The organism is Qipengyuania sp. SM2507 (genome assembly GCF_053714505.1).
On record NZ_CM132307.1, the window covers coordinates 172322 to 191461 of the forward strand.

General features: G+C 65.7%; 18 protein-coding genes. 5 read left to right on the forward strand and 13 right to left on the reverse strand.

The genetic code is table 11. The annotated features are described in order from the left end of the window. The first annotated feature begins 67 nt into the window (after nt 1–67). Nucleotides 68–1642 carry a helicase HerA-like domain-containing protein gene (locus tag ACWIKC_RS00800; RefSeq protein WP_454599520.1) on the forward strand — a complete coding sequence of 525 codons (1575 nt, stop codon included), beginning with the start codon at nt 68–70 and terminating at the stop codon, nt 1640–1642. Between the two features lie 2 nt (nt 1643–1644). On the opposite strand, the gene ACWIKC_RS00805 is transcribed toward ACWIKC_RS00800, so the two are convergent. From ACWIKC_RS00805 to ACWIKC_RS00830, 6 genes are all read right to left on the reverse strand, one after another. Continuing rightward, entirely contained in the window at nt 1645–3072 is a 1428-nt protein-coding gene (locus tag ACWIKC_RS00805) for an ATP-binding protein (protein ID WP_454598245.1), read from the reverse strand. A 4-nt stretch (nt 3073–3076) separates the two neighbouring features. Beyond that, the gene (locus tag ACWIKC_RS00810) at nt 3077–3808 is read right to left on the reverse strand and encodes a response regulator (protein ID WP_454598246.1); all 732 of its coding nucleotides are present in this window, start codon (nt 3806–3808) and stop codon (nt 3077–3079) included. A gap of 57 nt (nt 3809–3865) precedes the next feature. Next, complete coding sequence (locus tag ACWIKC_RS00815; protein ID WP_454598247.1) at nt 3866–4612, reverse strand: EF-hand domain-containing protein; 747 nt, start codon at nt 4610–4612, stop codon at nt 3866–3868. Between the two features lie 179 nt (nt 4613–4791). Next, entirely contained in the window at nt 4792–5193 is a 402-nt protein-coding gene (locus tag ACWIKC_RS00820) for a cupin (RefSeq protein WP_454598248.1), read from the reverse strand. 1 nt (nt 5194) lies between these two features. Beyond that, nucleotides 5195–5590 carry a VOC family protein gene (locus ACWIKC_RS00825; RefSeq protein WP_454598249.1) on the reverse strand — a complete coding sequence of 132 codons (396 nt, stop codon included), beginning with the start codon at nt 5588–5590 and terminating at the stop codon, nt 5195–5197. 57 nt (nt 5591–5647) lie between these two features. Further along, nucleotides 5648–7468, reverse strand: coding sequence for an aminopeptidase P family protein (locus tag ACWIKC_RS00830; protein ID WP_454598250.1), 1821 nt, complete (start codon nt 7466–7468; stop codon nt 5648–5650). A 141-nt stretch (nt 7469–7609) separates the two neighbouring features. Here ACWIKC_RS00830 and ACWIKC_RS00835 point away from each other — a divergent pair, with 141 nt between their 5' ends. Together ACWIKC_RS00835 and ACWIKC_RS00840 are read left to right on the forward strand one after the other, a co-directional pair. After that, nucleotides 7610–9790, forward strand: coding sequence for a S9 family peptidase (locus ACWIKC_RS00835; RefSeq protein ID WP_454598251.1), 2181 nt, complete (start codon nt 7610–7612; stop codon nt 9788–9790). A gap of 5 nt (nt 9791–9795) precedes the next feature. Then, a complete protein-coding gene (locus tag ACWIKC_RS00840; RefSeq protein ID WP_454598252.1) occupies nt 9796–10191 on the forward strand; it encodes an acyl-CoA thioesterase in 396 nt (131 codons plus the stop codon). 15 nt (nt 10192–10206) lie between these two features. On the opposite strand, the gene ald is transcribed toward ACWIKC_RS00840, so the two are convergent. Then, nucleotides 10207–11325, reverse strand: coding sequence for an alanine dehydrogenase (ald, locus tag ACWIKC_RS00845; RefSeq protein WP_454598253.1), 1119 nt, complete (start codon nt 11323–11325; stop codon nt 10207–10209). Between the two features lie 178 nt (nt 11326–11503). Here ald and ACWIKC_RS00850 point away from each other — a divergent pair, with 178 nt between their 5' ends. Further along, complete coding sequence (locus ACWIKC_RS00850) at nt 11504–12757, forward strand: GGDEF domain-containing protein (protein WP_454598254.1); 1254 nt, start codon at nt 11504–11506, stop codon at nt 12755–12757. A 331-nt stretch (nt 12758–13088) separates the two neighbouring features. Here the strand turns inward: ACWIKC_RS00850 and ACWIKC_RS00855 are convergent, their stop codons facing one another. The 3 genes from ACWIKC_RS00855 to ACWIKC_RS00865 form a co-directional block, all read right to left on the reverse strand. Continuing rightward, a complete protein-coding gene (locus ACWIKC_RS00855) occupies nt 13089–14240 on the reverse strand; it encodes a DUF547 domain-containing protein (RefSeq protein ID WP_454598255.1) in 1152 nt (383 codons plus the stop codon). Between the two features lie 472 nt (nt 14241–14712). Continuing rightward, entirely contained in the window at nt 14713–16479 is a 1767-nt protein-coding gene (locus ACWIKC_RS00860; RefSeq protein WP_454598256.1) for a hypothetical protein, read from the reverse strand. Between the two features lie 245 nt (nt 16480–16724). Continuing rightward, nucleotides 16725–17129 carry a response regulator gene (locus ACWIKC_RS00865; RefSeq protein ID WP_454598257.1) on the reverse strand — a complete coding sequence of 135 codons (405 nt, stop codon included), beginning with the start codon at nt 17127–17129 and terminating at the stop codon, nt 16725–16727. 309 nt (nt 17130–17438) lie between these two features. On the opposite strand from ACWIKC_RS00865, the gene ACWIKC_RS00870 reads away from it, so the two are divergent. Beyond that, the gene (locus tag ACWIKC_RS00870; protein WP_454598258.1) at nt 17439–17987 is read left to right on the forward strand and encodes a hypothetical protein; all 549 of its coding nucleotides are present in this window, start codon (nt 17439–17441) and stop codon (nt 17985–17987) included. Nucleotides 17988–18063: 76 nt separating this feature from the next. Here the strand turns inward: ACWIKC_RS00870 and ACWIKC_RS00875 are convergent, their stop codons facing one another. The 3 genes from ACWIKC_RS00875 to ACWIKC_RS00885 all read right to left on the reverse strand — a co-directional run bounded on the left by ACWIKC_RS00875 (nt 18064) and on the right by ACWIKC_RS00885 (nt 19139). Then, a complete protein-coding gene (locus ACWIKC_RS00875; RefSeq protein ID WP_454598259.1) occupies nt 18064–18363 on the reverse strand; it encodes a hypothetical protein in 300 nt (99 codons plus the stop codon). A gap of 135 nt (nt 18364–18498) precedes the next feature. Continuing rightward, complete coding sequence (locus tag ACWIKC_RS00880) at nt 18499–18846, reverse strand: hypothetical protein (RefSeq protein WP_454598260.1); 348 nt, start codon at nt 18844–18846, stop codon at nt 18499–18501. A 116-nt stretch (nt 18847–18962) separates the two neighbouring features. After that, the gene (locus tag ACWIKC_RS00885; protein ID WP_454598261.1) at nt 18963–19139 is read right to left on the reverse strand and encodes a DUF1328 domain-containing protein; all 177 of its coding nucleotides are present in this window, start codon (nt 19137–19139) and stop codon (nt 18963–18965) included. Nucleotide 19140: the final 1 nt, after the last annotated feature.

Here is a 19140-nt window from a genome sequence, read left to right on the forward strand (position 1 = left end):
GTGCTTGACCCGCGCGGCCAGCCTGCGCACATCCGCGGGAATGACAGCGGTAATCGGGGTGGATGCGATGGACGGAATATTCCTCGGGCTCGGGGCCAATGGCGAGCGGCAATATCTCCGGCTCGACCAGGCCAATCGCCATGGCCTGATCGCGGGCGCCACCGGCACCGGCAAGACCGTCACGCTCCAGGGGCTGGCCGAGAGCTTCTCCGCGCAGGGCGTCCCGGTGTTCGTCGCCGATGTGAAGGGCGATCTGGCGGGGGTGGCGATGGCGGGCAGCCCGCAGTTCAAACATGCCGACAAGCTCGAGGCGCGCGCGGCGGAACTGGGCATGACGGACTACGGCTATGCCGACAACGCCGCGGTGTTCTGGGACCTCTATGGCGAGCAGGGCTTCCCGATCCGCACCACGGTCAGCGAGATGGGTCCGCTGCTGCTCGCCCGCCTGCTCGATCTCAACGAGACGCAGGAAGGCGTGCTGCAGATCGTCTTTCGCCATGCCGACGAGAACGGGCTGTTGCTGCTCGATCTGGGCGATCTGCAGTCGCTGCTCGCCTGGGCCTATGAGAATTCGAGCGCGCTGTCGGGGACCTATGGCAATGTCTCGAAGCCCAGCGTCGGCGCGATCCAGCGGCAATTGCTCAGCTTCGAAAGCCAGGGCGCGGACATGTTCTTCGGCGAGCCCGCGCTCGAGATCGACGATCTCATCGCCACCGACGAGCGCGGTCGCGGGGTGATCAACGTGCTCGCCGCCGACCGGCTGATGCGCAGCCCCAAGCTCTATGCGACCTTCCTGTTCTGGCTGCTCGCCGAACTGTTCGAGAGTCTTCCCGAGGTCGGCGATCCCGAGAAGCCGCGGTTGGTGTTTTTCTTCGACGAAGCGCATCTGCTGTTCGACGATGCGCCCGCCGTGCTCGAGGACACGATCGAGCAGGTCGTCCGCCTGATCCGCTCCAAGGGCGTCGGGGTCTATTTCGTCACCCAGAACCCGATCGACATCCCCGAGAAGATCGCCGGCCAGTTGGGCAACCGCATCCAGCATGCGCTGCGCGCCTTTACCCCGCGCGACCAGCGGGCGGTCAAATCGGCGGCGGAGACCTTCCGGGTCAACGACGCGCTCGACGTCGAACGCGCGATCACCGAACTCAAGGTGGGCGAGGCGCTGGTCTCGACGCTGGACGAGGACGGCGCCCCTTCGGTGGTGCAGCGCACGCTGGTCAAGCCGCCGCATTCGCGGCTGGGGCCGGTCACCGCGGAAGAACGCCGGATCGTCAATTCTGTGAGCGAGGTGGAAGGCAAATACGATTCCACCGTCGATCGCGAAAGCGCGACCGAGGTACTCGCCGCCAAGGCGGCCGACGCCGCGGCGACGGCCGAGGAAGTCGAGCAGAAGGGCAAGGCCGAGGTCGGTCGCCGCAGCCGCAAGACCACCACGCTGTGGGAGCGCGCGGGCAAGGCGGCGGCGGGGGCGGCGGCGAGTTCGACCGCGAGCGTGCTGGCGGCGCGGATACTGGGCAAGACCAGCCGCGCCGATCCGGTGCGCACCGCGACCACCGCCGCGGCGGGGACCATCGCCACCAGTTTCGGCGGCGCGATCGCCGGGCGGTTCGTGCGCAACCTCGTCGGCGGGCTGATGCGCTAGGGTTACCCGGTCGGCAGCCGGAACTCGGCGCGCAAGCCGCCCTGGGGCCGGTTGGCGAGCACCAGCGTGCCGCCATGCTGCTCGGCCACCGCGCGCGCCAGCGCCAGGCCGAGTCCGGCGCCCCCGGTGTCGCGATTGCGGCTGGCCTCGCCGCGGGTGAAGGGTTCGAGCATCTCGGCGAGGCGATCCTCGGGGATGCCGGGGCCCTTGTCCTCGACCCGCAGCACCGCCCAATCGCCTTCGCGCAGCACGGTGATCTCGGCCGACCCGCCATAGCGCAGCGCATTGGTGATAAGGTTGCGCAGGCCGCGTTTGACCCAGGTGATGCGCACCGGGGCGGGGATGCGGACCTGCTGCTCCATCGTCACCGGCTCGCCCATATCCTCGAATTCCTCGACCACCGATGCTGCCAGCGCGCCAAGCTCGGTGCGTTCGGCGGGCACATCGCTGCGCCCGATGCGGGCCAGCTGGAGGATTTCATCGAGCGTGCGGGTGATATCCTCGATGGTCGCGGCCATGATGGCGCGCGCCCTGGGGTTCTCGACGCCTTCGATGCGGACGCGCAGCGCGGCGAGCGGGGTCTTGAGATCGTGGCCGATCGCGCCGAGCATGACGTCCTTTTCGTCGAGCATCGAGCCGATCCGCGCCTGCATGGCGTTGTGCGCGGTGATTAGTCTGCGGATATCCTCGGGTCCGCTGAGCGCCAGCGGTAGCTCGGGCGCGCCCGTTCCCGTGAAGCGTCGCGTGCTTTGGGCGAGCGCGCCGAGCGGGCGGGTGATCCGGCGCAGGACGAACCACAGCAGCACCATCAGCACCGCCACCAGAATTATGGTCTGCAGCAGCAGCGTGCCGAGGATGCGCCCCTCGCGCGGCGGGTCGAGGACCCGGGCGATTTCCCATTGCGCGGCGCCGTCGCGTCGCAGGCCGACGACGAGCAACTCGGGCGGACGCTCGGCCATCGCGTTGCGCAGCCGCAGTTGGCGCTGTGTCGCCGTAGCGAGCAAGGGATCGGCTTCGGCGCTCCGCGTGGTGACGACCAGTTCGGCGATATCGACACCCTGTGTGGACAGGATCGCTTCGATCGCCGCCTCGCTTTCCGGGTCGCGCCGCTCGGTGGGCAGGAGCGGCGAGCTTTCTTGCGTGGTGTAGCGGATGCGGCGCGGCAGGCGGCGCATGCGGTCGTCCCGGCGCGGGCTGCGCGCGACCTGCGCCATCTGGCGCATATGGCGCCGCGCCTGGCGGTCTTCCACGCTGCGAGGGCCCGACGCCCCGGCGACGAGATGGAAGGCGGCGGTGTTGAGCAGGGCGGTCTCGCGGCGCTGCTCCGCGGCGCGATAGAGCAGCACCGCCGATATCGCCTGCGCCACGATCAGCGCGACCGCGACTGCGAGCATGGTCTGCCCGATCAGGCTGCGCGGGATCAGTCGCATCGGGTCAGTTCGCGATCACGGCGCGCGTCACATCGGCTGCGAACCGGTACCCGCCGCCGCGGACGGTCTGGATATAATCGGGATTGCGGCTGTCGCTTTCGATTTTGCGGCGCAAACGGCTGACCTGATTGTCCACCGCGCGGTCGAACAGATTCGCTTCGCGCCCCTGGACGAGATCGAGCAGCATGTCGCGATCGAGGACCTGGCGGGGATGATCGCAAAAAGCGCGCAGCATGCGGAATTCGGCGGTCGAGAGCGGCACGGTGACGCCCTCGGGATCGGCGAGGCGTTGTTTGAGCGGATCGAGCGTCCAGCCGTCGAAACTGTAGCCGAGTTCCGGGGCTTCGGGCGCGTCGTGGCGTCCCGAGCGGCGCAGGACCGAACGGATCCGCGCCACCAGCTCGCGCGGCTCGAAGGGCTTGGTGACGTAATCGTCCGCGCCGATCTCGAGCCCGACGATACGGTCGGTCGCCTCGCCGCGCGCAGTCAGCAGGATCACGGGCAGTTGGCGGTTCTCGACCAGGTGGCGACACAGCGAGAGACCGTCCTCGCCGGGCATCATGATGTCGAGCAGGACGATGTCGGGGGTTTCGCTGGTCAGCCGGCTGCGCGCCGCGGCGGCGCTGGCATCTTCGCGCACGACGAACCCCTGGCCGGTGAGATACTCGGCCAGGGGTTCGCGCAAGGTGGCCTCGTCATCGACGAGGAGGATGGTGGTGGGCGCAGGATCGGTCATCGGGTTGTTCCTGCACCTAGCGTTGGGCTGATCGTTGCGACAAGCCCTGCTGCGGGTTTACTGCTGCGCCTGACCCGCGCGCCGCTGTCGCATCCGCTCGCGCATCTGCGTCCGCATCTGGGCATGGGCGGCCTGGCGTTCCTCGGCGGTAATGGCGCCATTGCCATCGGCATCGACCCGGGCGAAGTGCGCTGCAACCGCCTGATCGAACTCTGCGCGGGTGATTGCACCGTCGTTGTCGGTGTCGGCGGTGCGCAGCATCATGCCGCCCATTGCGTGGCCACCACGCCCGCCGCGGACGCTACGACCCATCCGGTCGGAACGCTGGCCGCGTCGTTCGGCGCGGTCACCGCGATCGCCACGATCGCTGCGCGCCTCGCGCGCCGCAGCCATTTCTTCCTGCGACAATCCGCCGGAATTGTCGGTGTCGTGCTGGGCAAAGCGCGTGTCACGGCGTTCAGCCATCTTCTCGCGGCGCTCGGCCATGCGTTCTTGACGCTGGGCGCGGCGCGCTTCGCCGGCGGCCTGCATTTCGGCCTGGGTTACTTCGCCGTCATTGTCGGCATCCATTGTGGCGAAGCGCGCCGCCTGGCGTGCGGTGCGATCGGCGGCGTCGATCACGCCGTCGGAATTGGCATCCATCCGCGCGAACATGGTGGCATGCCGGCTTTGCATTTCGGCAAGCGTGACCTGGCCGTCGCCATTGGCGTCGGCTCCGGTCTTGCCGTGATTGTCCGCGAGCGCGGCACTGCCGCCGGCCAGCGCGAGCGCGGCGACGGAAAGGGTGAGGGCGATGGTCTTCATAGGGGCGTACTCCGTTTCGGTTCGATCGGGAAAGTTGCGGCAGCACCGGCAGGGAGGACAGGGCAAGCCGCAACTCATGGCATCGCTTCTACAGCGCGCATGTCGCAGGATTATGCCCGCTATGGACCTTATTGTCGCAATTTGTATCGCCCGGACCGCGCCGTTCACCCGCGCGCAAGTCAGCGGGGCCGGTGCTGGGTGCCTTCGCCAGCGGTGATGAAGATAGCGGTTGCCGGATCGATGACATCCGCGATGTGCCACACGCCCGGCGGATTGATCGCATAATCGCCCGAGTTCAGCGTCACCGTCTCGCGCCGGCCATCGGGCCATTCCTGCGTCAGCACCATCGCTCCTGCGGTGCAGATGACCAACTCGCTGCCGTGAGGGTGCATCTCCCAACTCGGCCAGCTCTCGGTGAAGCTGTATTGCGACACCAGCCGCCCTTCGCGACCGTCGCCGCCATGGCGCGCGCCGTAGCCCTCGTACCAGTCCATCGCGCCGGTGAAGGCAGGCTGGGGGACTGCGGTGGCACCCAGCCCGAGATGGACGAAGCTTTCGTCGAGCCGGTTGGGCCCCGCCATCCTACCCGGCCTTTTCCATCGCGAAGGCGTTCAACTTGTTGCCATCGGGATCGCGGAAATAGGCGGCGTAGAAGACATTGCCCTGCTCGTCCGCCTCGCCGCGCGGGCCGGGTTCGCCCTCGTCGGCCCCGCCATGGGCGAGCGCGATGGCATGCAGTCGCTGGACCTGGGCGCTGTCCACGGCCTGCAGCGCCACCATCATCCCATTGCCCACGCTCGCAGGCTTGCCGTCATAGGGCTTGGTCGCCGCGATCCCGGCGGGGCCGTCCATCTCGCCCCAGGCGATGAAGCTGTCGAACTCCATCATCCGGCCGACCCCCATCTCCCTGGCGATGGCATCGTAGAACTTTGCGGCGCGTTCGAGGTCGTTGGTTCCGACCGTCACATATCCCAGCATTCGCATCACTCCCTGACGACTCGCGACCACAGGAACATTACGCGAACGAATGCGCTCCTACAAGGGCGCGCATTCCGCTTCGAGCCAGGCGAGATCCGGGCCGTCGAGCTGCGGCGCGAGGATGGCGTGCACCTGCGCGTGATAGGAATTCCACCAATCGATTTCGCTCTCGGTCAGCAGGGTCTTGTCCACCAGTCGGCGGTCGAGCGGTACGAAGGTGAGCGTCTCGAAGCCGAGCCAGTCGCCTTCGGCACTGTCGATATCGACTTCGACGGTCAGCACCAGATTCTCGATCCGGATGCCGAACTGACCCGGCTTGTAGTATCCCGGCTCGTTCGACAGCAGCATGCCCGCCGCCAGAGGGGTGTCGGTGCCCGCAAAGGCGCCGCCGGATTTGGAGATCCGCTGCGGGCCTTCGTGGACCGAGAGATAGCTGCCCACGCCGTGGCCGGTGCCATGGCCGTAATCGACCCCCGCCTGCCACAGGTGCATCCGCGCCAGCGTGTCGAGCTGGCCGCCATTGGTGCCGACGGGGAAGTGCGCCTGCGCGAGCTGGATATGGCCCTTGAGCACGCGAGTGTTGCGATCGATCATTTCGGCGCTGGGTTCGCCCGGGCCGACCCAGACGGTGCGGGTGATGTCGGTCGTCCCGTCGAGATATTGCCCGCCCGAATCGCACAGGAAGATGCTCGAGGGCGGGATCGGGATGTTGGAATCCTCGTCCACCTTGTAATGCGGCAGCGCGGCATGGCCGCCCGCAGCGGAGATGGTGTCGAAGCTGGTATCCTTGAGGTCCGGGCTGAGACCTCGGAATTCGCGCAATTTGGCCGCGGCGCCCAGCTCGTCCACCTTGCCTGAGGGCGCGTTCTCGGAAATCCAGCGCAGGAAGCGCGTCACCGCGGCGCCGTCGCGCGCCTGGGCATCGCGATGGCCCTGCTGTTCTGCGGGGGTCTTGATCGCCTTGGGCAGGACCGCAGGATCTTCTGCGCGCGTCACTTTGGCGCCGGCTTTTTCCAGCGCGTGGAAGATACCTGCCACCGCGCGATCGGCATCGACCGCGACGCTCTTGCCCGAGAGGCCTTGCAGCGCCGGCACGAACTCGGCCCGGTCGCGCAGCGTGACCGCATTGCCGAGATGCTGTGCCAGTTCGGGCGAGACCTTGTCGGGCGCGATGAACAGGTCCGCCGTCCCGTCGGCGCGGACCAACGCGTAGGACAGCGCCACCGGCGTGTTGGCGATATCGGCGCCGCGCATGTTCATCAGCCAGGCGACCGAATCGAGCGCGGTGACGACGGTCGCATCGTAGCCTTCTTCCTTGAGCCAGTCGGCGATTTCGTTGCGCTTGTCGGCGCTCGAGCGGCCGGCGTAGCGATCATCGTGGGGCACTGCCTGCGCGGGCGAAGGCGCGGGCCGGTCTTCCCAGATCGCGTCGATCGGATTGCTGTCGAGCGGGACCAGTTCGATACCCTTGCGGTTCAGTTCCTTTGCCGCAGTCTCTGCCCATTCCACGCCGTGGAGCCAGGCGTCATAGCCGATCCGCGCGCCCTTTTGAGCGTGCTTCGCGATCCATTTTGCCGGGCTGGTGGCGGGCACATCCTCGTAATCATAGAGCGTCGCATCGACCTGTTCGCGGACTTGGACGGTGTAGCGCCCGTCGGTGAACATCGCCGCGCCCTTGCCCGAATATTGCCCCGCCAGCACCGCCGCGCTGCCCGCGCTGCCCGCGAAGCCGGTCAGCCACAGCAGCCGTTGGGCGTAGGAGCCGACATATTCGCTCATATGTTCGTCGGAAATCGGGATGACGAAGCCGTCGAGGTTGCGGCGCTGCAATTCCTTGCGCAGGGCATCGAGGCGGGCTTCATGGGTGTTCATCAGCATCGGCTTTGACCTTTCATCTGGGCCGGTCGGCAATTGCGCGACTCGGCGCTTGCGGCGCGCGTCGCAGCCGCATAATCATCCCACCCGACATAGCGATGCGTAGGCCAGCTTTCCACCGCTTGCGCCGCAAGAGAGGGGTCAATGATGGCTTTCATGCGATTGAGCCGCGTATTTTGTGCCGCCGGACTGGCGCTCGCCACCCCTCTCACCGCCCAGACCCCCGAAGGGAACTCCGTGCCCGAAACCGTTTCTTTGCCGACCTCTCCCCCGATCGCCGAGCTGCGCGACCATTCCTATACGCGCCACGGCATTACCATCGCCGACCCCTACAACTGGCTGCACGACAAATCCTATCCCACGGTCGATGACACGGATGTGCTCGCTTATCTCAACGCCGAGAACGCCTGGTTCGAAGCGCAGATGAAGCCGCAGCAGACGCTGGTCGACACGCTGTTCGAAGAGATGAAGGCGCGGATCAAGGAAGACGATTCGACCGTGCCGCAACGGAGCGGGAAATTTCTTTACTGGTCCGAATTCGAGCAAGGCGCGGAATACCGCAAATATTACCGCAAGCCGCTCGCGGGGGGCGATCCGCAGCTGATCCTCGACGAAAACGCACTGGCCGAGGGCAAGGAGTATTTTCGCCTCGGCGCCTTCTCGGTGAGCAACAACGGGCGCTATCTCGCCTATTCGGCGGACGACAACGGCTCCGAGCGCTTCGATGTCCATATCAAGGATCTCGAAACCGGCGAACTGCTGCCCGATACCATTCCCGGCACGCTCTCCGGCCTGGTCTGGGTGATGCAGGATCGCGGGCTGGTCTATGGCGTCGCCAACGACAATTGGCGCGTCCACGACGCGACGCTGCATGTGCTCGGCACCCCGGTGAGCCAGGATGTCGAACTCTATCGCGAGACGCGGGACGATGGTTTCCGCGTCGGTGCCGGCATCTCCGCGCAGGAAGACTGGCTGATCATCGGCACCGGCGACAACGAGACCAGCGAGGTCCGGCTGGTCCGCGCCGACGATCCGACCGGCGAGCAGATCGTGGTCGCCCCGCGCCGCAAGGGTGTCGAATACGATGTCGATATTCGCGACGGGAAAGTCTTCGTCCTCACCAATGACGAGCACGTCAACTTCAGGCTCGCCACCGCCGATCTCGCGACGCCCGGCGAATGGACTACGCTGATCGCCGGATCCGACGAATTCTACCTGACCGATTTCGCGTTGTTCAAGGATTACTACGTCACCGAGGGGCGGCTGAGCGGGCTCGACCAGATCCAGATCCGCGATTACGCCGATCCCGCGCTGGTCAAGCCGGTCGCCTTTGCCGAAGCCAGCTTCAACACGGGACTCTCGGACAATCCAGAATACGACCAGGACAAGCTGCGCCTGTCCTACGAGAGCATGGTCACCCCCAACTCGGTTTATGACTACGACGTCGCCAGCGGCGAGCTGGAACTGCTCAAGCAGCAGGAAATTCCCAGCGGCTACGACCCCTCGCTCTACACCACCGAGCGGCTCGAGATCACCGCGCGCGATGGCACCAGGGTTCCGGTCAGCGTGGTGATGCGCAAGGATCGACCCAAGGGCGAAAACGGCAGTGCCGGGCCGCTCCACCTCTACGCCTATGGCGCTTATGGCTACGCCGTGCCGCCAGGCTTCTCGACCACGCGGCTGAGCCTGGTCGATCGCGGCTATGCCTATGCGATCGCGCATATCCGCGGCGGCGACGATCTGGGGCGCAAATGGTATCTCGCGGGCAAGCTCAATGAACGCACCAACACCTTCAACGATTTCGTCGATGTCGCGAAAGGGTTGATCGCGGCGGGCTACACCGAAAAGGGCAGGATCAGCATTTCGGGCGGCTCCGCCGGGGGCGAGTTGATGGGCGCGGTCGTCAACACCGATCCCGAGTTGTGGGGCGCGGTGGTGGCGCATGTGCCCTTCGTCGATGTCCTCAACACCATGCTCGACGCGGATCTGCCGCTGACGCCGGGAGAATGGCCCGAATGGGGCAACCCGATCGAGAGCAAGCAGGCCTTCGCCTATATCCTCTCCTACAGCCCCTATGATCAGGTGGTGGCGCAGGACTATCCGCCCATGCTGGTGACCGCGGGCCTCAACGATCCGCGGGTGACCTATTGGGAACCGGCCAAATGGGTCGCAAAACTGCGTGTCACCAAGTCCGACGACAACACGCTGCTGCTCAAGACCAACATGGGTGCCGGGCACGGCGGCAAGTCGGGCCGTTTCCAGTCGATCTACGAGACCGCCGAGGAAGTCGCCTTCATCCTGTGGCAGATGGGCGAGGCAAAGTAGTCCTTTTGGCGGAGCGCTTCCAAAAGGCCTTCACTGCGGCGCCAGAGCACATCGACGTGATGGGCCACGTCAACAATGCGGTGTGGGTGCAGTGGATCCAGGACATGGCGACCGCGCATTGGGATGCGGCCGCCAGGGCCGAGGATCGCGCCGCGGTGGTCTGGCTCGTGGTGCGGCACGAGATCGACTATCGCGGCAATATCGCCGAGGGCGAAAGCGCCACCGCCACCACCTGGATCGAGGGCGAACCCAAGGGTGCCAAATCGCTGCGCCGGGTCGATTTCCACGATACGGATGGCAAGCTCGTGGTCACGGCCGCGACCACCTGGGCCATGCTCGACCGCGCCAGCGGGCGACCGCTTCGGGTCAGGCCCGAACTGCTCGCCCCGTTTCGCGACTGAAACGGTCCTCGCCGACTACTCCGCCAATACGTCCGCGACCGAGCGGTACTCGTAGCCCAGTTCCGTCGCGACCGCTTCATAGGTCACCGATCCGGCGTGGACGTTGAGTCCTTCGGCGAGATGCGGGTCGCGGCGCATCGCCTCCTTCCAGCCGAGCCGCGCGATCCGCAGCGCGTGCGGCAGGGTGACGTTGTTGAGCGCATAGGTGCTGGTCCGCGCCACCCCGCCTGGCATGTTGGCGACGCAGTAGTGGACCACATCGTCGACCACATAGGTCGGATCGGCATGGGTGGTCGGCCGGCTGGTCTCGAAGCAGCCGCCCTGGTCGATCGCGACATCGACCAGTACCGAGCCGGGCTTCATGCATTTGAGCATCTCGCGGCTGACCAGCTTGGGCGCCGAGGCACCGGGGATCAGCACCGCGCCGATGACCAGATCCGCCTCGCAGACCGCCTCGTCGAGATTGGCCTTGTTGGAAAAGCGGGTCGAGGCGCGCGCCTCGAAATGGGTGCCGACCTTCTCGAGCACCTCGGGATCGCGGTCGAAGATGGTGACATCGGCGCCCAGCCCGACCGCCATCTGCGCCGCGTTGAAGCCGACCACGCCGCCGCCGATCACGATCACCTTGCCCGGCATCACACCCGGCACGCCGCCTAGCAATACGCCGCGCCCGCCGTGGGCCTTTTCGAGCGCCGAGGCGCCGGCCTGGACGCTCATCCGACCTGCCACCTGGCTCATCGGCTTGAGCAGCGGGAGCGAATCATTGCGCCCCGTCACAGTCTCGTAGGCGATCGCGGTGACGCCCGACTTGACCAGATCCGCAGTCTGCGCGGCATCGGGGGCGAGGTGGAGATAGGTGTAAAGGATCTGCCCTTCGCGCAGCTTGGCGCGTTCCTCGGCCTGGGGTTCCTTGACCTTCACCACCATCTCGCATTCGGCGAAGATCGGGTCGGGTCCGTCGACGATCCGCGCGCCGGCGGATTCATATTCGAGATCGGTCGCGCCGATGCCCAGCCCCGCGCCGCTCTGGATCCAGACCTCATTGTCCTGGAGCACCAGCTCGCGGGCGCTTTCGGGCGTCAGGCCGACGCGGTATTCGTGGTTCTTGATTTCGGTGGGGCAGCCGACGCGCATGGGGAGGTCTCCTTGGGAAGCGGGCCCCCGTTACAACTGCAACCAGTCGGGCACAAGCGGCGAAGGTCGGTTCGAGGGAGTGTAGGAAAGGCGTTTCGCGCTGGTCCTTTGCGTGCCCCGGCCACCGCTTGCGGGGGGTGTGGAAGACTCTTAACCGCCTTTGTCCTAAGGGGACCCAATGTATGGTCGCGCCAGTATCGCAACACGCGCAGTCGACAGGCTCGACGAGCGCGTGCCGTTTCGCGACTGGCCACCCAAACTCAAGGCCCAGTGGCATGATTTTTTCTCGGCCCGGATCAACCGCGAGCTGCGCTTCATGCATGCGGTTGGGCTGGCGACCTGCCTTGCGTGCCTGGTGCTCGATGCGCAGGCCGGGATTCTCGGGCTGGGGCTGACGCTGCGTCTGGGTCTGGTCGTACCCGCCTATCTCTTCGCATTGGCGTTGCTGCGGCGCGGCGACGGGCTGGTGCGCGCGCTGGCGACGGTCGTTCCGATCGCGCTGTTCGTCGGCGTGGCGAGCTATCTCGGCATGGCGGCCCAGAGCGTCTTCACCGACCGCTATGTGCTGGCCAGCGCGATGCTGATCGCTTTTTGCATCGTGCTCCAGCCACTCCGCCTCGGCGCCACGCTGTTCCTCGCCGCCGCCGGCTTTGCCGCGATCGCGACCCCCGTGCTGGCCATCGCGGGGATCGGGGCGGGCAACATCGATCTGTTCGCCTTCACCCTGTTGTGCTGCACCGTTCCGATCGCGATCAAATTGCGCGGCGACAGGCTCAAGGACAGCAATTTCATTCTCACGCTCAAGAGCCGCGAGGCGCAGGACGACCTGCTGGCGGTCAATCGCCATCTCGAGACGCTGAGCAGCGTCGACGCACTGACCGCGGTTCTCAACCGTCGCGGTTTCGAACAAAGGTTCGCGGCAGCCTTCGAGGCGGCGCGCCAGACCGGTGACATGCTCGCCGTGCTGCTGCTCGACATCGACCATTTCAAGCGTTTCAACGACACCCATGGCCACCAGGCCGGGGACCGCTGCCTGACCGAGGTCGGGCAATTGTTGAACAGCGAGTTCGAGCGGCACGACGGGTTCGCCGGGCGCTATGGCGGCGAGGAATTCATCGGTGCGATGGTCGGCAAGGCGAGCCGCGAGGCCGAGGCCTTCGCGAACCGTATCAGGACGCAGATCGCTCAACTCGCCATTCTCGATCACGAGGGCCGGGCGGATTCGATAACCGTCAGCGTCGGGGTGCGTGTCGGCAGCCCGCGGACGACCGACCGCGAGAAATTCGTCACCGATGCCGACCGCGCTCTTTACGCGGCCAAGGATTCGGGGCGGAATCGCGTCGTGGTGCTCGGCGATGACGCCAAGGATGCGCGCGGCGGCAAGGCATCGAGCTCGGAGGCCTTGCCGGATGTCGCGGACGGGGTGTCCTGAGGATAGCCTCGCGGATAGTCGAGTGGCACTTTTGCGAGACCATCGCGCAGTCTTTGCGTTATTGCTGGTGAACTGTTTCCCGACTGCCGGGCAGCGTCGAGAGCACAACAGGCAGATTGCTTCACTTGCTCGCAACGCGGGTTGTAGATTCCGCTAGCCGCGCTGCCGCGAAAAAAGCCGGCTTTCGGCTGTCGACCCAATTGCGGTCGTCCAATATGCAAGACAATAAGGGAATGAGGCGTCGTTACCTAGCGTCCGCTTGTATGCTGGCCTATGCGTCATGATTCTTACAGTAATGGGGGGTCAGCAACCTGAACTATTCAAGCGAAGGTCAATCGACTTCGGGAGATGTCAGGGCCTCATCTTCCTGTAAAATGATGACCGTCCCAAGCTTTCCGGCCTCGATAAGCCGTTCAATTTTTTTGACCCTTTCATCAATAAAGATCTGAACAGCGAGATCGTTGCGGGCGCCGAGCTGTCGGCAATCGCCCGGCCCCCGCGTCAACGGATCCCAGGTGCAATGCTCCGTTTGCGAAATCGGCGAATCGCGCTCCCCCTTCGACAGGTCCGCGATGTCCGTCTCATAAATGTCTGCACTCACACTATTGGTGCGATCTATAATTTGCTGAACATCGTTCTCTGCAAACCTCGTGAGGTGTGTCCGCAAGTCAGCGTCGAAATTGGTAAAATAGAATGGCTCGGCTTCGCGGTAGATTTCGGAGACCCTCATGCGGTCACCGCTGCGACTGACACCGCGAAGCGAGTTTACAAATTCGCGGGCGCTGCTCGCCAATTGCTGGTCAAGATACTTCGCGGTGAAAGCTCGCCGGGGCAGGGAAGGTCCACCGATATCTCCGCGAAAGAAGCTGTAGATCACGCGGGGATCGCGCCAGTTGGGATAGACGATTTTGGTGCGGATGTCCTGAGGGCTCATGGCCACCCCCGCCACCGTGATGAACTTGGCCTCATCGAGCGCCGTTTCATTCACCTTGACATTACGCGGGCTTTGGACCGGGTAGGCCAGCGCGATCTGTTCGATTACTGCGACATTGTGCAGATTTATCCAGAATGCGAGCTGTTCGTTGCGCGGCAGCGCTGCCAGATCGAGCTCGCTGCCGATCCTTTCCAGATCGCGTCTATATTCTGTCAATGCCGCTTTCTGCGTATCTTGCAAAAGCGAATATGCGACCCGGTTGCCTTCGAGCCGATAGATAGAATCGTGCCCATAAATCAGTCGTGAGCCACTGCTGGCAACGCGCCGGGGCGCGACCTGGCGCAAGGAAGCGCCCATTGGCAGCACGAACCATCTGAGGGCGTCGTCCCACGATTCATAGTCCAGGGTGATGTCGAGCGAAGCCGCGCGCGGCTTGAACGCATCGAATGTTGAGCTGGATTCGATGGACGGATTGGCCTCAATTTCGGAAGCCGCCCCCAAGGTGGGCGCAGCAGCCAAAGCAAAACCTAACGCAATCAATTTAATCACTATGTCAGCCTCCGACCGCAAACATCGTCTGCATGCTACTTCACCTCGGCCCCAAGGCCTAATGCGGTCCTTATCCTAAGTTTCCAGTCATTATTTCGAAAATCCGGAAATGTGAGCTGCACCTCACATGTTGGCAAGGAAAGGCGGGCGGCTCTGGCGTGACCAGCAATCCAAAAAGGCTTGGACGGCGTTGGGCGGTTGATGCGGAAATTTCCAATCTTGAGACGATTGACGCGATGTGCGAGCCACTGGTCAGTATAATCCTCTGTCTCGTGATGATGATGGCGGTCCGCTTTCCACCCATTTGCCGACATGGGTGAGCGATGCTGCAGCATCCGAAAGCGGACGGGCATCCTTGGGTCGATCATCCCCCAAAGCCCGACGGTCGGCAAACGACCCGATTGCGGACGTTGCCATGCTCTAACATCGGCATGGCGCAGATTCGCATGGGGACGACCATTACGCGGGCTCGCTAATCGCTGACGGACAACCGACGCGCCCGGTAATCGCTGGTCGGCGGCGTCGCCAGCGCGGCGGGATCGATGCGGTACCAGATGGGATCGCGGCCCAGCGAGGCGTTGTAATTGGGGGTGAAGGTCAGCGGGTCCTTCTCGGGCGCCAGCAGCGTCGGGCCGTAGAATGCCTTGGTCTGTTCGGGCGGATAGCCCAGCAGCGCGAGCAGCGTCGGGAAGATGCGGAAATGGCTCATCGCATCCCGGTTGGTTGCGGCGATGGCCTCCCAGTCGGTCGCGGCGGAGGGGCCTTCGCCCGGACCTCCACCCGTCGCGGCGATCACCACCAGCGGCACCGCGCCTTCCTCACCGCCGCGCGGCTCGGGGACGCAATGCGTCGGCCCGCCCGGCCCGCCGCCTTCGTGGAGATTTTGCCCGTGGTCTGCGGTGTAGAGCAGCACCGCGCCGCTGCCTGCCACGCGCGGCAGCAGCAGGTCGAAAAAGCCTCCGGTGCTCCAGGTCAGCGTGTTGCGATAGGCGTTGCGATAGCGCCGCCATTCCTCCTCGGTGTCGGCCCCCTGCCCGGGCAGCGCGGCGATATCGGTGATGCCCGCCGAGCGGCCGCGCGGGGGCAGCGGGCGGTAAGAGGCGGCCGCGAGCGGAAACTTGTCGGCGATCGGGAAATGCGCGCCGACCTTGTTGACGAGGATGAATTCGGCGACCCCATTGTCCAGCCGCTCGCCCAATTGCCGCGCCAGCTCGCGATCGCGCTCGAGCACCGGGGTGCCGCCGAGCTGGACGAAGTCGTCGATCTCGCGCGCTTCAGCAGGCGTCATAAGGTTCTGCAGCGCGCCGTCCTCGCGCTGCGCGTCGAGATAGACGGTGCGGCGCCCGGCGCGGCGCGCATAGGCCCAGATCGAGGGCATGTCCTGGGCGGCCTCGCGATAGCTTTCGCGCGTGCCCCCGAAGCGCAAAGTCAGATTGCTCCCCGAACTGCAGTTGGCGACCGCGGCGGCGACGCCGAAATTGGCCGTCACCACCCCGCTACGCTCCTGCGCCAGCCCCGAGCGGACGCCGGCGGGATGGTTGATGTCGAGATATCGGGCCGAGATGCTCTCGTCGATGACCAGAACCACATCGCCATCGCCGCGCGCCGGTGCGGGCGCGAACGCAACTGCCTGACGCGGACGGTCTTCCTTCAGCGCGTGCAGCCCCGCCATGATCGCGCCCTGCGCCAGCGGAGAGAAGGGCGCGGGCAGCCCGCGGGCGCCTTCGCCGCCGCGCAGGTAGAGCAGCCCCGCCAGCGCCGCCACCGCCAGTGCGGGGACGATCCAGCCCAGCCCGAATGGCAGCGCCAGCCGCCCGGGCGGCAGCGCGATCGCCGCGAACAGCACCAGCGCCGCCAGCCCTGCGCGCAGCAGTGTCGCGCCGTGCTGTGCCATCGCATTGCCGGCATCGCCGCGCGAGGCCACCATCGTCTCGAAGGCGTCGTAGACCAGCGGCGCGCCGGTGGTCCATTCATAGCCATGCAGCATCAGCGAGCCCGCGGCGAGCAGCGCCGCCAGCACGATCCGGACAGGCGCGGGCCGGGCGAATGCCGCCCCGACCAGCGCCAGCACCAGCGCGGTGTAGAGAATGGCGAAGGCCGCCAGCTCGAGCGACGGACCCAGCGAAGCGACCCGCTGCGCAAATGCGGCATAATCGAACGTCAGATAGAGCGCGAGCAGGAGCAGCTTTGCAATCGGAAGCCACGCGCTGGCTTTGCGCCGGGGTGATGCCTTGGTCATCCGGACGGTATGTGATTCAAATACATGCGTTTGTCTACGGCAGCTGGGCTGGTGCATCCGGATGGGATCGACCGGGAGGGGTCGCTGGCGACAGCTGCACTCGTGGTCCGCTGCCGCTCTATTGCCGATGGTTCCACGCGGGCCTATGCTCGGCGAACCTCGATCGAAGCTCGGATCGAACATGGGTCACAGCCCCGAATATCGCGGCCCCCGATTGTCGCGGAACGCCGAACGAAGGCTACGCCCTAGTCCTCCTGAGGGTTTTCCGGGCCTTGCGCCTCGCCATCGCCGGCGAGCGTGAACGGGCGTTTGCGCGCGGCTTTCACCGCCGCCTCGAGCTCGGGCAGGTTCAGCGGCTTGGGGACGACGAAGGCATCGGGCAGGCGCTCGCGCACCTCGGGTTCGCTGCTGGTCACAAACACCACCGGGATCACCTGGTCGGAGCAGATCGTCATCACCGCATCGGTCCCGGTGCCGTCCATTATGCGGTGATCGGCGACAATCAGCTCGGGGCATTGCTTCTCGGCGGCCGCGACGGCCTCGGCCATGGTGGTCGCGATCTCGAAGGTGGTATAGCCGAGCTGTCGCAGCGCTTCCTCGACGGTGAACGCGAGCAGAAATTCGTCTTCGATAATGAGTGCGTGGGACAAGGGCTGTCCTCCACCAGGGCGGGAGCACGGCGTCTCTCAGCCGCTGGCAGCCGACCCACGGGCCAGCGATGCATGGGGCGTAACACAGGCCAACGGACCTGTCTGCCTTTGCGGACAATCGCCTGCCCGGCGGTGGATGACCGACGCTGGAGGGTGTGGACTCGGCGTGCAGTGCGGGCCTTGCGGAACGGTTGGAGCCATCCGTGGCAGCGAGGGCACGGCCTGTCGCGGGCCCGGTTGATCGCGCGGTCGAAGTCGCTAGCTCAGCCCGCGCTGAATTGGTCGCAAACCGCAAGTGAGAGAAAAATCATGAAATATCAGATCGCTACTGCCGCAGCCTTGGCCCTCGGCATGGCCACCCCCGCCATGGCGCAGGATGCCGCCGCTCCCACTGCCAGCGCGCCAGCCCAGGCAGAGGTCGCCGCCGGCACACAGATCCTCGGCTCCGATGGCGGCGCGATCGGCACCGTCGCCCGCGTCGAGAGCAATGTGGCGTTGGTCACCGTGGGCGAGCGGACCATCCCGATCCCCACCACCGCGATCGCCGCCATGGAAGCCGGCCCGACGGTCAACATCACCCGCGACGCTCTGGTCAGCCAGTTCGACCAGCAGATGGCGCAGATGGATGCCCAGCTCGAAGCCGCTCTGGTCGCGGGCGCAGCAGTCCAGACCGCCGACGGCCAGCCGCTCGGCACGATCCAGTCGCGCGAAGCCGATGCGATCCTCGTCGCTGGCGATGTCGGACAGATGACGCTGTCGAAGCCGATGCTGGCGCTTGGCCCGCAGGGCACGCTGGTCGTCCGCGCGACCATGGACCAGATCAAGCAGGCGATGGCGCAGGCCCCCGCCGAGGGCTGATCTCGCCACAAGAGAATGGGAAAAGGCCATCGGTGCGAGCCGGTGGCTTTTTTCGTGGGCGGGGTGGCGTGCCTGCCTATTCGGCGGGGCTCGTCTCCGTATCGCGCGGGCCGGCGATGCAGTCCGCCTCGTCGGCGACTTCCCAGACGCGGTCCGAACGCCCGTCGCGTGCGCGCACTTCGCGCACCAACGGCACCAGTTCCTCGGAAGTGGAGCGGCTGTCGGGATCGCACACCACCTCAAGCACGCGATCCTTGACCCGCGGCACCTGCTCCGCGCGATCGGAGGTTTCCTCGGCGGTTGCGTCGCGGTCGACGGAGCAGCCGGCGCACAGCCAGACGGCCATGCTGCCCATGAGGATGGCGCGGGATTTCATGCGGTCACTGTGCCGGGATGGCGCGGCGTTGCAACAGCGTGGAGGGTCGCCCGCCGCGCCAGTGCCACTGCCCGGCGCAGCGATGCGATCTCCCGAGCCCGATCTACGTGCGGCCCGATCAGCGCGCGGCTAGACTCACTCCACGCTGCAGGCGTTTTCCGGATCGACCAGCACCCAGCTTTCCCCTCCAGGTTCGAGCTCGGCGGTGTGACGGCGGTATTCGTCCTCGCCAAGCCCGAAATCGCAGGTGAAACCCGGATCGCCGAGACCCTTGGACTTGCACAGCGCCGTTCCGACCGGTTCGGCCTCGGGGCAAGCTTCGGCCCAGGCCGCGGTGAATTCCTCGCGGCGCGGCGGGGGGAGGGTTTCGGTGGTATCGGCGGGCGCGGTCGCTTCGGTCGGCACCGGTTCGGCCGGTGCTTCTTCCTGCGAACCGCAAGCGGCGAGCGCGAAAGCGGCCGCGACGGGAAGGAGAATTCTCATGGCTGCGTAAAACTCCGCTGGTGGATGGTCGTCAGGTTCCAAAACGGGCTCCGCTCCACGGGGAAACGAAGCCCGTATCGGGCAGGTGCTGCCGGTGTTATTGCCTTAGCCCGCGTCTATTTCAAAACGGATTTGGCAGCCTTCCAGCCCATCACCAGGAACACGAGGCTGAGGATGATGGCGATCACGAAGATGATGATGGCGATATCGGCCAGCGCGCCGGCGATGCCGCCGAAACCGAGAATGGCCGCGATCAGCGCGATGATACCCAGGGTGATTGCCCAACCGAACATG